The sequence below is a fragment of the Scytonema sp. NUACC21 genome, assembly GCF_054684315.1.
The window spans coordinates 22,833-37,398 of record NZ_BAAFZH010000060.1; the positions used below are offsets into that span (position 1 = coordinate 22,833).

Annotated in this window: 8 protein-coding genes and 1 pseudogene; 4 read left to right on the forward strand and 5 right to left on the reverse strand. The window is 42.5% G+C overall.

The features are described from left to right. Positions 1-362: 362 nt before the first annotated feature. The 3 genes from ACYRY3_RS09345 to ACYRY3_RS09355 all read left to right on the forward strand — a co-directional run bounded on the left by ACYRY3_RS09345 (position 363) and on the right by ACYRY3_RS09355 (position 5,779). A complete protein-coding gene (locus ACYRY3_RS09345; RefSeq protein ID WP_460201411.1) occupies positions 363-1,142 on the forward strand; it encodes a class I SAM-dependent methyltransferase in 780 nt (259 codons plus the stop codon). Between the two features lie 604 nt (positions 1,143-1,746). Beyond that, the gene (locus tag ACYRY3_RS09350) at positions 1,747-4,707 is read left to right on the forward strand and encodes a LodA/GoxA family CTQ-dependent oxidase (protein ID WP_460201412.1); all 2,961 of its coding nucleotides are present in this window, start codon (positions 1,747-1,749) and stop codon (positions 4,705-4,707) included. Between the two features lie 4 nt (positions 4,708-4,711). After that, positions 4,712-5,779, forward strand: a complete 1,068-nt coding sequence (locus tag ACYRY3_RS09355; RefSeq protein WP_460201413.1) for an NAD(P)/FAD-dependent oxidoreductase — start codon at positions 4,712-4,714, stop codon at positions 5,777-5,779. Between the two features lie 11 nt (positions 5,780-5,790). Here ACYRY3_RS09355 and ACYRY3_RS09360 read toward each other — a convergent pair whose 3' ends face one another. The 4 genes from ACYRY3_RS09360 to ACYRY3_RS09375 form a co-directional block, all read right to left on the reverse strand. Then, positions 5,791-9,021, reverse strand: a complete 3,231-nt coding sequence (locus tag ACYRY3_RS09360; protein WP_460201414.1) for an nSTAND1 domain-containing NTPase — start codon at positions 9,019-9,021, stop codon at positions 5,791-5,793. After that, the gene (locus ACYRY3_RS09365) at positions 9,018-10,328 is read right to left on the reverse strand and encodes a P-loop NTPase fold protein (RefSeq protein WP_460201415.1); all 1,311 of its coding nucleotides are present in this window, start codon (positions 10,326-10,328) and stop codon (positions 9,018-9,020) included. The genes ACYRY3_RS09360 and ACYRY3_RS09365 overlap by 4 nt, the downstream gene beginning before the upstream one ends. Before the next feature lie 147 nt (positions 10,329-10,475). Next, positions 10,476-11,114, reverse strand: coding sequence for a restriction endonuclease subunit R (locus tag ACYRY3_RS09370; protein WP_460201416.1), 639 nt, complete (start codon positions 11,112-11,114; stop codon positions 10,476-10,478). 122 nt (positions 11,115-11,236) lie between these two features. Next, the gene (locus ACYRY3_RS09375) at positions 11,237-11,584 is read right to left on the reverse strand and encodes a transcriptional regulator (protein WP_460201417.1); all 348 of its coding nucleotides are present in this window, start codon (positions 11,582-11,584) and stop codon (positions 11,237-11,239) included. Between the two features lie 217 nt (positions 11,585-11,801). Here ACYRY3_RS09375 and ACYRY3_RS09380 point away from each other — a divergent pair. Further along, a pseudogene (locus tag ACYRY3_RS09380) lies at positions 11,802-13,031 on the forward strand (acetate--CoA ligase); the annotation flags it as partial. A 144-nt stretch (positions 13,032-13,175) separates the two neighbouring features. Here the strand turns inward: ACYRY3_RS09380 and ACYRY3_RS09385 are convergent. Then, the gene (locus ACYRY3_RS09385; protein ID WP_460201418.1) at positions 13,176-14,507 is read right to left on the reverse strand and encodes a Na+/H+ antiporter NhaC family protein; all 1,332 of its coding nucleotides are present in this window, start codon (positions 14,505-14,507) and stop codon (positions 13,176-13,178) included. Positions 14,508-14,566 lie beyond the last annotated feature (59 nt).

Below are 14,566 nucleotides of genomic sequence, written 5' to 3' on the forward strand. Positions count from 1 at the left end.
CACCCATGTATATGAAGACTTCGCTAATCTCATGTCCTAGTAAACACTTACAAAAAATACCTCATCCTAGCCCAGACTTATAAAGGGGAGGGAATTGGATCTGCAGCCTTCCCCCCCTTTACGAACAAACCGATCGCTTACTAGACTCAGGAGGGAACTGGATCTGCAGCCTTCCTTCTTTATAAGGGGAATTAGGGGGGGTAAATTTAACTTGTACACCACTAAGCTAACCCCCAACCAAGGGTAGCAGCTAAATCAGGGTGTTGTAAGTAATTCAACTAATATAATATCAAATCTAAAGACAATGAGCAAAGTTAGCAATAAGTTACTCTTAGCACCTCCTCCCTAGGGGGATTAAAATATTGGTCAGTTTTGAAAAATATGCAAATGAGGGAAAAATGGTACAAGTGTATGATTCAATAGCCGAACAGTTTAAGAAGTTTTACTCTTTGCCGTTTGCCCTACATATTACGATGTATACATACTTAAATCGAATTGGAGATGTTACCGGAAAATCAATTCTTGATTTGGCTTGCGGAGAAGGAATTTACACAAGATTGCTCAAACAAAATGGCGCTGCACGTATAGTGGGTGTGGATATTTCTTCAGAAATGATCAAACTGGCAACAGAGGAAGAAGAGAAAGAACCGCATGGAATTGAGTATATCATCGCTGATGCCACGGAAATAGGCTTTATTGACAGCTTTGACCTCGTGGTTGCTTCCTTTTTTCTGAATTACGCCTCAACGAAGCATCAACTATTGAAAATGTGTCAAACCATATCAGATAATCTGAAACCAGGTGGTCGGTTTATCAGTCTCAACAATAATTTAGACTTACTCCCAGAGTTTTATCATAAATGTGAAAAATATGGTCTTGCTAAGAGCTGTCCTGGGTCGCTGCAGGAAGGTACTCCCCTAACCTTAACGTTGACAGTTGGTGGTAATGGTGAGAAAGTCAGCTTTGACAACTACTACCTGAGCAAAGCAACTTATGAATGGGCTTTGAGAAGCGTTGGTTTTCAGGATATTCACTGGCACAATCCAAGCGTCTCTCCCGAAGGCGTGCAGCAATTTAGCCAAGAGTTTTGGCAGGATGCCCTAGACTATCCTTTCATGGTGGGCATTACTTGCCAAAAATAGCTGCTAATATAGCCAAACAAACTCGTCAAGTGATTATTTTAACTAAACGCCGTTACGCGATCGCAGTCGTCGATGATATAATAGTTCAGCTTTCATAACTGAACACACAGCAATATCCTGTGGCAATAGTGATTGTCATCGGCTGTTAAATATTTCTGACTGGAAACAATAACTATTTATCCTGAAAATCAGGGAGAATTTTATGAACATTCAACTAGACGGTTTAGTTTGCCTTTGACCGCAGCTTACGTAACACTGCTCCTAAATGGATTTTGTCGAAATAAGTGCATAAGTTAATTTCACTTACACCTACTTAAGAAAGCAGTTATGAGAACTTATGTTCTCTAGAGGAGAGCCAAAAAATACTTAACCACCTTATTAAAAGGAATCACCAATTATGCCGACAAACCAACCACTAAAGCTGGATATTTATTTTTATGGTTCTTCCTAAGTTGAGGTGATTTATGTCTTATGACAATTCTCACACAATCACAATTTTGCCAATAGGTAAGTTCTAGCAGATTCTTTCGTGGGAAACTCATCAAGTACTTTTGCAACGCACAACAAAATAGCTCAATTTTTGCTCAAAATATAAGGTTTCGTTATGCGTCAACCCCCAAGCTCTGTCAGTGTTACTACCGCACCCATGTGTGATTGCGAATCCGATCCTATTGCCTGCCTTGAACAAATGTTTGTTGAGATGGTACAGATGGGACGAATTCAGCAAGGTCAATGTCCAGCCCGTCGCCCTGTTTTTCTGCGTTTGCATGGCGTTGCCCACGGACGCTTAGAAATTGTTCCCGATTTACCAGAAAACTTGAGGGTTGGTCTGTTTAGCAAAACTACATCTTATCCAGTGTGGGTGCGTTATGCAAGCGATTTACCAGATGGTAGACCTGACCTGAAAAGCACAGTGGGTATTGGTATTAAAGTTTTTGGCGTTCCAGGAGAAAAAATTCTCCCTCCCGACGAACATTCTCCCACCATTGACCTGCTATTGCAAAATATAGATGTCTTTTTTGTAGATAATGCATATGAAATGTGTGCATTTACAAAGGCTTCTTTAACGAGTCAAGAAGCAGCGGATGAATGGTTGAATACACACCCCAAAACAAAAGAAATTCTCGATGAAATGGAAAAGATCGTGCCTTCTGTCCTAGAAACCGATCTATGGAGCGCTATGCCCTTTCATTTTGGAGAAAATCATTTTTGTAAGTATAAATTAGAGCCAGAAATAGTTCCACCAGGACCTGAGCCTGATTACGAAGATCCCAATTATCTACATACCGATCTGGTGCAGCGACTTCATCAAGGCGAAGCACGACTGAAGTTTTTAGTCCAGTTGCAATCTGACCCCGAAACAATGCCCATCGATCGCGCTACTGTTCGCTGGAGTGAAACTGCATCGCCACCCATTCACGTCGCTACATTAATTCTTCCCTCTCAAGATATTAACGCTCGTGGTCAAGCAGCATATGGTGAAACGCTTTCGTTTAACCCGTGGCGGACTCTAGCCGCTCATAAACCTGTTGGTAGTATTGCAGAAGCTCGAAAGATAGTCTATCAAGCGTCAGCAAGACTCAGACGCAATGTAAATGGTGAACCTATCGGAGAACCACAAGAAATTCGACCCAGTACCGTTTGGCCTGATGCAAAGGACAGCTATATTGTTCGCGCCGCTATTCATCCAGGGATTGGGGTAGCACGTGTGGGAAACAGTACCGCTGAAGATGGCTACTACCTTGGACCGGAAGTGATACACCCAACTCAAGGAGATATCCGTGACGCGCAAGGAGCTATTAAACGTCAAGCTGCTCGATTCCGAATATATGGTTACAATGCTGCCGGTGAAGTTGTTGGAGAACTCAACAGCAACAATGCAGATATCGAGTGGACTGTACATCTCGCCAATCGCAAGGCTCAGTGGTACCAGTTTCAAACTGCCTTTGATATTCCCGAAGCTAAAGATCTCTCCGTTCCCCTCCGGAATCCAAAAGTAAAAGAACGAAAGACGCTAGCGATCGATCCGGGAGCGCGAACAATTAAAGGCAAAAACACATCTGGTGCAGCTTACCAGTTTGATAACGGTAAATTTATGGATGTTACAGTGCCCTTGGGTGAGTTACGAACGGACGCAGTCGGGCGTCTATTAGTCTTAGGAGGGTTTGGCAAATCTGAGTCTCCCCAAGGAACACCTATTTTCGATCCCGCTAATTCCAATAGCTTTAACAATGCTGATGGATGGTTCGATGATATTTCTGATGGTCCTGTCAGTGCTAAGGTAAATATTGCTGGGCGAGAAATTCCCATTGAGCCAAGTTGGGTGATTGTTGGCCCGCCTAACTATGCCCCTGATATTATTGGATGGCGCACACTCTACGACTTACTCGTCGATACTTATGTAGAATGCGGTTGGATAGCAATGCCCACAAAGGCTTCCTTCTCCAAAGATATTTTGCCAATTTTGTCGCGTTTGTCGAATTTAGAGTGGGTAAATAAAGGGTTTGCGGCTCTATTTGGCAAAGGCAGCCCTATGGATTTTACCGACTCTCAATTAATTGCTAAGCTAGCCCATTCACCGGAAGGTGATGACGATCTATATTATGAGTTACGGCAGATCGTATTTAATATGTTTCGTCCGGCAAATACTCAAAGTAGCGATCGCAGTCCTTTGCCGTGGATTTATGGTGACGCCTTTGGAAGCGCACCTCCCGACTCTCCCCGGAACAATCTGGCTTTATCAAAAGTGCGGATGCAGTTGATGGAGTTTTGGGTCAACGGCAATTTTGTAAATGACTGGGATAGAGAACTCAAAGCACCGACCAGCCTGAGTGAAGTACCACTCGCAGAACAACCTGCCATGTTGGATCGAGCAGCCCTAGATTTCTGTTTAGCAGATGCTTTTCATCCCGGATGTGAGGTAACATGGCCCATGCGTCACAGTACACTTTACACTGCGCCGTTTCGAGTGCGTCACAGAGATGCAAATGAACCCGAACCAGATTATGGCACAACTCTAACTCAGACAATTGCTCTGCAACCAGGAGGACCGCTCTCGTCTCAAGGACCGGGAGACTTAACACGATGGATGGCGCTTCCTTGGCAAGGGGATACAGCTTTCTGTCGATCTGGCTACGACCCAGAATACGATCCATACATTCCTACGTTTTGGCCCGCTCGCGTTCCGAACCAAGTTCTGACACAAGAGAATTATGAAATTGTTATCAATGTAGATTTACCTCGAGAACAAAGACTAGCAGCTTATTACACACGGAAAAGTTGGTTGCGTGAATTAAAGGGAACAGCGCCCGAGCAGATGCTACAAATGGTTGCTGAGTTTGGCAAGATGGGGATTATCGAACCACGCCCAGGTATAGAAAACGACCCTGATTTTCCACCAGTAATATTTGTCGAGAGTCTTACCGCCGAACGGGCTGAAGAGCTGAGAATCAAATTTGCAGCTTTGCAGTTAGAGGAGCCCTCAACCCCGCCTCCTCATATCCGACGTGCAGGTTGGGAAAGCGTTGAGCAACTTGAAGAATTTAAACAGATTAAGTTCCGTTAAGACTATGTGGGATGTGTTAGTCGCGGGTGCTGGTCCTGCAGGTGCCGTAGCTGCTTTTGTTTTGGCACAAGCAGGGCATCAGGTGCTCTTGGTTGATGAGTTCCGGGCAAATTCACACAAAGTCGGTGAATCTTTACCGGGTGCAGCTCGGCAAATATTGCAGAATTTAGGCTTGCTGGCTGCTCTAGACTCAAGTTCGCATTTACCGTGTTATGGCAACATCTGTGCTTGGGGGTCAGATCGGCTGGTCGTGAATGATTTCATCAATGACCCCCATGGGCTGGGTTGGCATTTAGATAGAGCTCAGTTTGACGAAGCACTCCGACTAGCAGCTCTTCGTGCAGGAGCGGTTTTGTGGAGAAATCGAGTTAAAGAAGTGACGCAGTGGCAGCATAGGTGGCGGATTCGCTTTCAGGATTGTGAGGTTCACTCACGTTGGTTCATTGATGCAACCGGTCGTGCTGCTAGCCTTGCACGGAGTCAAGGCGCAATACGGCAGCGTGACATTCCATTGTTTGCTACCTATCGTTGGGTTGTTCCATCCGATGATGACACTGAGACTCGGACATTCATAGAAGCCGTTCCCTATGGATGGTGGTATACTGCAAGGCTGCCGCATCACACTCGTGTAATTATTTTTCACACCGATGCTGAACGGGCAATACACATCCAACGCAAACCAGACCTGTGGGACGATTATCTCAAGGACACACAATACGTTCGTAAATGTTTGTGTGATGTAAATTATACTAATTTACCGCGTTTTATCGAAGCAGGGGGTGGTTGTTTAAATAACGTTGCAGGGTCTCAATGGATTGCAGCTGGAGATGCGGCACTGAGCTTCGATCCGATTTCTTCACAGGGTATCTTTAATGCACTATACACGGGAATGAAAGCAGGACAGGCTGTAGATGCTGCCCTTACAGGTGATGAGAGTTTGGTTGATGCATATGTGAATCGGTTAAAAGCAATCCGTGCTGCGTATCGTCGCCATCATGGTTTCATCTACCGTAGTGAAAGCCGGTGGACTGACAAGCCCTTTTGGGCATCGCGACAAGCTGTTTTCAATTGACAATCGTTCACTTAAGCACGGTGTTTACTAGACATCTGGTGAAAAACAATGTAGAGACGCGCCATGGTTTTGAGTTCTCTGCCTGTGGTATCCCACAGTTTGACGGTGTTGTCCGAACTTGCAGAAGCGATGGTCTTGCCGTCGGGGCTGAAGCTGACGCTCCAAACCGAGGCGGTATGCCCTTTGAAGATTTTGAGTTCTCTGCCTTTTGACTCATACACTGCTTGCCGTAAAGCAACAACAACTTGGTTGCGGGTATGAGCTTCCATCCACTTTGACCAAATTGTTTGTTGCAGTTTTTCTCCTGCTTTAATCGCTTCTACCAAAGCTTCTTCTTGAAGAGTCGCAGTAAAAAGTGCTTCGGAAGAGGAGGTAAGAGCGCTAATTTGGGCATTTGTCTCACCAATAGTTGACTTAACTCCAAATGTGAGAGCGACGGCTGTTAATGCTATCAACCCAACCCCTGCACTGGAAGCTATTCTTAACCGCTGTTTTAAAACCTGATTTAACTTTGCCTCTGCTAATTGGCGTTTTTGTTTTTCTCTTTCCAATTCTGCTAATAATTCTGCACCGCGTTGTTGCCGAATAAAAGATACTAAATAATCATGAACCAGTTGATAGCGATCTGCTGGAGATTGCGGTATCAAAAAGACTATCCCTGATGTCACTAAAATATTTAAAACTAACTCTAATTTATGAACTTCGGCTGCTAAAACTTTTAAAGCATCTGCCAATTCAGCATAGGTTTTTAATGGGCGAGTGTTATTCTCATCAGTCAGTAAATACAAGACTAATTGAGCAGCACTTTCGTTTTCTTGTCCGCAATCTTTGACAACTTCTTCTAAATATCTTTGAACAAGCTGTTCTTTTGGCCCTTTTTCCTGATACTGTTTCAACTGAGTAATTTTCTCTGTTTCCAGTTGTGCGCCCACGACTTGTAACTCAATGGGACGCACTTCTCCTTCTTCTGCAGCTAAATCTTGTACCAATTCATCAATGAGTTCTGGTTCTAAAGAGGAGGAACGTTGGGTTAAACTCTTAATGACCTTTCTCGCACCTTCTGGAGAAAAGTTTCCAAAATAGTAACGAATTCCTTTATTCAGGATATCATTTTTGGTAACTTCTAAATTTATGATGCGATCGCACTCTAACAAATAATGCAAATAATCTTCACGTAAAGAAAGAATCACTTTCACATAGGGAATATCTAAACTATCCAAAGAAAGTTTCAAAAACTGCCAGAACTCTTTGCGTTGAGATGGTTGAGAACAGTTAAAGAAAAACTCCTCAAATTGGTCAAAAATCAGAATAGTTAAGAAATTGCGAGTAGCATTTTGCCGTAATTGTTGCAGAACTTCATGATTTTGGATTTTTGGATTTGATTGTACCTGGTTATCTGTTGTGTTACGAAGCACTTTACTCAATTCCTGGTGCCAATCACTGTAAAATCTAACTATCACAGGCAAAGGAATTCGACTATCAATAGCAGGTATGTCCTGCAATGCTGGTACTAATCCTGCTGTCAGCAGCGAACTTTTTCCAACTCCAGAAGGACCATAAATCACGACTAATTTTTGGTCATCCCTACTGATACGCTGGATTAATTGTTTAACATCTTCCTCTCGCCCAGATGCAACAATTTCTTGAGCAATGGTTCCTTGCTGAGAAGTTGTCCCGACAGCATCACCATACAATTCAGTTGAACCAACCGTTATCAAAGCAGGATGAATCACCTGTCGCTGAGATTGCAATCGCCCCGCACCAATGAAAGCACGGAAACCATACTGTTGCTCAATGGAACGTCTTTCCTGCTTGAGTTCAAAAGCTTCAAGATACCTCCGGTGCTGGTAGTGGATTTCGCTCAATGCATTTAATATCCGTATGTAAAGCTGTGGGTTGTAATCCTGTTTACATCCTTCTTTGGCTGTTTCTAAATTGTGTAGCGCTGCTTGTGCTTCGTTTTGATGGTGTTGAGCTTGAGATATTAAGAATTGATACCAACTCTGATAATGTTGTTTAATTGCAGAATTTTCATTTGATAATTGTGCGATCGCTTCAAGTGCTGTTGCTGCATATTGCGTAGTATCCTCCCAATTAGATTTTCCCAATGCAACTTCTGCAAGGAAACCATAAGCATTTGCCAACCTAATGGGATTGGGATAGGTGAGGTGTAGTTGAATAGCAGTGTTAGCAACAGTTTCCAAATCATCCCACCTAGCCAACTGTTGCAGCACCTCGCCCCAAGGGTTGATAAATTGAGCGACTAAATCGGAACGCTTTGCTTGTTGCAATATTTCCACACACCGTTGATAGTAACTTTCTGCTTGACGACACGCTGTGTCATACTCGGCTCGATGTAACACTGCGTATCTACGCCACCATAGCCCGAGGTGGAAGAGTAAGCAGGCTTGTTGTTCTGTATAAGGAGGAGTGAGGGAGGGAGTGAGGGAGGGAGTGGAATCCTTGGAATTTTTCTGTTCTCTCTGTTCCCAGAATGCAAGGCTTTGTTCGTAAAGTTGACGCGATCGCTCCATTTGATTGTTACTATAAGCATCGCGTCCTGAGATAAATTGCTGGCTGGCTTCTAGTTCTGGTTCATAACAACCTTGAGTGTGTAATTCTTCCAATGCTGATTCAATCTCAGCTGCATCCATCCCTATCTTGAGTGCAGCATTGTCTAAAAAACTGTCTCCACCTGTTTCCAGAATTTTAGAAAATAATCCATCTGCTTTTTTTTGAAGAACTTGAATTAACTCCGTAGTAGAGATGGCAAATTTAATGGGTACACCAGCATAAGTATAAAAATCCGGTGCTAATTTTATGAACTTTTGCAGCACTAAATCGTTAATCCAGATGACTACGGGAAATGAAAAGTTTTGGGGAAAATCATCCCGTACTCGATTCATGGAAATCAACACATCGTCAATTCTTGTAACTGACTGTAACCCCATTACCATAATGGCATTGGCAACAGATGATGGAAGGGATAACCCATCTGTCGCCAATTTTGCCTGAATAATGGAATATAGATTTGTAGCTGACTTATCTAAAGTTATTTCCAGAATGTGTAATTGAGGGTTTTGGCGCAACTCTTCTAAAATGCGTTCTTGCAGATGTGCGTAGTTGCAGCGTACTAAAATGAGGGCAAAGCGACCTTGAGAACGAACGATCGCCCTGATGAGAGTAGCTAGCGATCGCTCATTTTGCACGGAAATCTCTTCTGAATTTATAGGCTCGCTCATACCTGAAATTGCTTTGCTTCTGCTAATACAGGATTAATACCAAACCAGCGTCCTTCTTTGTCCTGATATTCAAAGACAAATAAGCTTCTTAATAAAGTTTGGTAGTCATCTTCACCACTCACACTTTGCTGCTGAACGACTTGACGCAGCAATTTCCACTCATCTTTTGTAATAGATAGTACCAAGCTTTCGCGGTATTCGCGGATAGAATTTTCCAGACCTTCCCGCGACAAAGGGGGATCTTCTGACTGAAGACAGCTATAAAGTAGCCCTAGTAAATTCCGCACGTGACCTCCACTGATTTGGCAAAGCCTGTTTAACGTGTCCGGAGTATCGAAGACTTCTGCAATTAAACCCAGCCTCAGTTGGGAGTTAACTGTGGGAAAAGCTCTAGCCAATACCATCTGCTGCAACAGCGCCATACCTTCAGAGCACGGACTCCCATCGCGTAACTGCACGGGAACCATCGGTAGTATCTTGGGACCCACGCCACCACCCAAACGATTTTTCATCGTCTCATATTCATTAGAGAATACCAATGCTAGGGGTATTGTGTAAACAACATGGCACTTCAGTTTGCGTAACTCTTCGCCGCGATCGACAAACAAGTGTTCGGGTTGCGATCGCTCTCGGTTTTTCGCCCTTGGATCGACCCGATCCAAATTATCCACAATCACCACCAGCCCTTTCTTACCCTTCTCTTTTAGTTCCTGGTTAGCACGAGTGAGGAATTCTTCATTAAGAGATTCTAAAATATTATTAGTGCGAGGTTCTAGATATTGCCTCAACTGACTTCGCAAATGGGGGCTATCTTTTGTTTTAGCACTAATTTTAGCAATACCTACAGATAATTCTCCCGAAAGTTCTTTTGGAGTTTGTAAAAATTCATGAATTTCACCTAATAGTTTGGCAAAATATCCCGGTCTGAGTTTAATCCCTACTGCTTCTAAACTTTCACTCACCGACCTGGCGATCGCCAGTAAAATATCTGTAACATCTACATCAGCCATGTCTAGGTCTTGTGTGGACTCAAAATAAACCACATGAAAACCTTGCTGTTTTAACTCTGCTTCCAACCGTCGCAACTCTGTAGATTTGCCACAACCAATATGACCGGTAAATAATTGGCAGGTTGGTTTATCTGGTGAAAGGCGTACAATCGTTCGCCCAAGTGCTTCAATCACTTTAGAACCACGCACAGAAGCAAAGTCTACATAATATTGTCTATCTTGAGGATTTGCCAAGACTAGAGTTTTGCTAGGGTTGCAACTGTCAAAAAATCTTTGCAAATCAAGTTTGAGTCGCATTCACCTGTCCTATCCGTAGATTTACTACTAGTTTGGCAGTAACTTCAACGTTATTTTCTCTTTTTCCGCAAATTTTTCCAAGTGAAGTAGAAGTCAGCAGGCGCAAAGATGCCCGACTTAGCAGAAGTTGTCGGGAATTTGACTTACCTAATTTTCTAGTTGGCAAATTGCTTTCAACACTTGTAGTAACTGAATAGAATCTTCAGTATCAATCAAACTCAGTTCTGGCATTAACTGATAAACTGAGGGGTTACCTTGTCTTAAATGTACAAACTGGTAACTGCGTCCGTTAGTTGCTAATCCCCAAACTGAGGATTGCTTTTCTAAGCTTTTAAAAGCGTAAGTCAGCAGTTGGGGTAAACCTTCAAATACGTCTATCGCACTATTTTTCGTTTCTATCACCAAAATCCAAAACGTATTTGCGGTGGTTGCTTGAGCGTTGCTGAGAGCTAAAATATCCATCCGCCCTGTAATCTTTTTGTCCTCGTCTTCAATGGCTATGGCGATCGCATCTTCCATTGTTAATCGCACGGGTACATCATAAAATCCAGCCAATCGCATTAAAGGAGCGATGGCCATAAATTTAACTAAACCTTCAGAAACTTTTCCAGCAGTAAGGTAACGCTCAAAGTCGTTACTAATTCGTGATAAATCCTGCTGTTCCAACTCAATCAGAGGTTCTAAAGTTAGGTAGTCTGTAAATGAAGCATTTGACGCCTTTTGCAGTTTCAACAGGCGATGAACATCATTGAGAGATAAGTTACTGGCTTCTAGAGTTATTGGCATAGGTATTAACCACTTTTTCTAGTACTAATGAACATATTGCAATATGAAAAGCAACAATTTCCATAGAGGATGTCCAAAAGGTCACATTTGGTACTTTTTTCGGAACTTATTGTCTAGCTATGCTATAATTCATTGTCTGAAAAACTATTGTCATCTTTTGGCGCAAGAGCAATTCGGTAACTCAGTGCATCCAAAAATTCAATCAAAGTGAGAATTTCAGCCCCACCAGTTTCTGCAAGGATTTTATCCAGTTTTTCATAATGTTGTTTGGCAGTTTCCGAAAGATCGTTGGCTTGTAGACGCGCATCTATCACATTTTTGAGGGCTGAACCTAGCATTTCAAGCCCAGCGCCATCTTCCTCCAATTCCAAGAAAGTTTGAATATAAGCAGCAGCTTCTTGGGTATCTTGAAGAGATGAAATTAAGTATTCACGGTAACTTCTACTTACTGGTGCTTTCACTTTTTTCATAATTTCTCCAGTATTGCTTAGCTTTCAGAACGTCTTGTTCCTAAGTACTTTTATCGCCACCACATAGCAAGAGTATGATTACTAAACCTATTTGAGATGTAGTGTACCAAGCCCCTACTCTGTTAATGTCCATACATCTTAACGAAAATCAAACCTACTTCTGGTAAATTTGCGTACACAATAGTTTTCAGTCGGAACGCCAATAATAGAAACCATCATGTCCCAAGTCACCATAGAATCCATACTTCAAGAAAAGCGCCTTTTTCATCCAAGCCAGGAATTTTCCCAAAACGCTCATATTAAAAGTCTTGAAGACTACCAAAATCTTTACGATCGCGCTAAGGCAGACCCGGAAAAATTCTGGGCAGAATTAGCAGAACAGGAATTACATTGGTTCCAGAAGTGGGACACAGTGCTAGACTGGCAACCCCCTTTTGCTAAGTGGTTTGTTGGCGGAAAAATTAATATTTCTTACAACTGTATTGACAGACACCTCAGCACTTGGCGCAAAAATAAGGCTGCCATCATTTGGGAAGGGGAACCAGGAGACTCCCGCACTATCACCTATGCCCAATTACATCGCGAAGTTTGCCAATTTGCGAATGTGCTCAAGCAACTGGGTGTGAAAAAAGGAGATAAAGTTGGCATTTATATGCCGATGATTCCCGAAGCAGCAATAGCAATGCTTGCTTGTGCCAGAATTGGTGCGCCTCATAGTGTGGTGTTTGGTGGTTTCAGTGCTGAAGCATTGCGCGATCGCCTTGTGGATGCCCAAGCTAAACTTGTCATCACTGCTGATGGTGGTTGGCGCAAGGATGCGATCGTACCCCTCAAACCCCAGGTAGACAAAGCTTTGGCTAATGGGGCTGTTCCTACGGTGGAAAATGTCCTGGTTGTACGGCGAACTGACCAAGAAATTGATATGGAACCGGGGCGAGACCACTGGTGGCACGATCTGCAAAAAAATGTATCGGCAGATTGTCCCGCCGAACCAATGGACAGTGAAGATATGCTGTTCATCCTCTACACTTCCGGTAGCACTGGTAAACCAAAAGGAGTTGTGCATACCACTGCAGGTTACAACTTGTATACCCACATGACCACAAAATGGATTTTTGACCTGCAAGATACTGATGTTTATTGGTGTACGGCTGACGTAGGTTGGATTACAGGGCACAGCTACATTGTCTACGGGCCTCTGTCTAACGGTGCAACGACGATAATGTATGAAGGTGCGCCTCGTGCTTCTAACCCTGGCTGTTTTTGGGACATTATAGAAAAATACGGCGTCAACATCTTCTACACTGCCCCTACTGCGATTCGCGCTTTTATTAAGATGGGAGAACATCTACCCAAAGCGCGAAATCTATCTTCTCTGCGTTTGTTAGGAACTGTGGGGGAACCGATTAACCCAGAAGCTTGGATGTGGTACCACAAAGTCATAGGTATGTAAATGTATGTGAAACTCTTACGAATGACCAATGACAAATGACTAAGGACGACCCTTACCAGTTACGTTTTTTCTTACCGACTTACTTATGTATCTGCATTTATTTGCAGTTAGTTTTCATTTTTTTCTTTTGCAAGTGGTCTATTCAAACTTACTTTGCATCCTCGCCTCAACCAACTTAAATCCCACCCAATTAAAAATCGGAATTAGATACAAATAGACTGCGTATGGAATAAATCCCGAATCAGTCATCAAAATAGTTGCAGGAACTAAACCAGCAATATTCCAAGGAATGAGCGGTGCAAGAACAACAGCTGTATTTTCAAGATCGGTTGCTAATTGATAATTGCTGACTTTTTCCTGGTGGTACTTGTCTTTCATCAGTTGATAGGTCATAAGAATAGCAAGTGTTTGAGTACAACCAAAAGCAGCAGATACCAGACCAACTGTAATAGTGCTCAGAAATAAGCCACTCTTGGAGGAAATTCTTCTAAAAATTTTCTCTACGGAGGCTAGGGTTTTAGTTCCAACAATAATCCCTACAAGAAATGTGGAGATAACGACGACTATTGAAACTCTCAGCATTGATAAAATGCCTCCACCAGTTAAAACTTCAGCAAGAGCGGTTTTGGAATCTAAATTAAATCCAATGACAAGAAATTGTAACATTTGCCACCCAGAATAATTTTGAACAAATATTCCGAGAAATAATGCGATCGCAATACTGATAATCAGGGTAATTTTCACCTCTATTTTTAAGAGACAAAGAAAGAAAACAGCAATAGCAGGACATAAAACTAGCAAGTTTATGTCAAAGATTGTAGGAATTTCTGCCAGTAGGTTATGACTTCCAGCTTGAATGGGATTGCCAAGGGAAAGGAAAAAATAAACAATGATAGAAGCGATTAATGGAAACCAAGCAGTGGTCATGAGATATGCCAGGTTTCTATATAGGTTCGTTTTTGTAAGACTGGCAATCAAATGAGCGCTAGAAGACATGGGGGAACATCTGTCTCCGAAATAACCTCCAGCAATGATGGTTCCAGCAATTATGTGAGGGTCGATATTTCCCTCTCTCGCCATAATCATCAATGCGACACCGACAGTGCTGACAGTACCAAAGGAAGTTCCTAGAAGTACGGAAATAACACAGGTTAGAAGAAAGGCTGAAAGAATAAAATATTGAGGATTGATGAATTGAGTCCCATAATAAACCAAAGCAGGAATTGTTCCAGATGCCATCCAAATTGATGTCACAACTCCTATAAGTAATAAAATTGTGATGATGGAAAAAGCTTTTTGACTGCTCGCGTAACCCAATTTTAGCAGGCTGAAGAAAGGAAATCCTTGATAAGTAAAGGTAACAAGCAATATGACTAAAGATAGACCGAGAGAATAAGCAACAAAGTATCCTTTAGTCACGCTAAACAACAAAATGACAAAGCAAAGCGTGAGAGAAAATAATGAAGACATTGTTTGAATTTATTTAGCTATAAGAAACAGTGTATTGAGGACTGAATTCAAAAACAAAC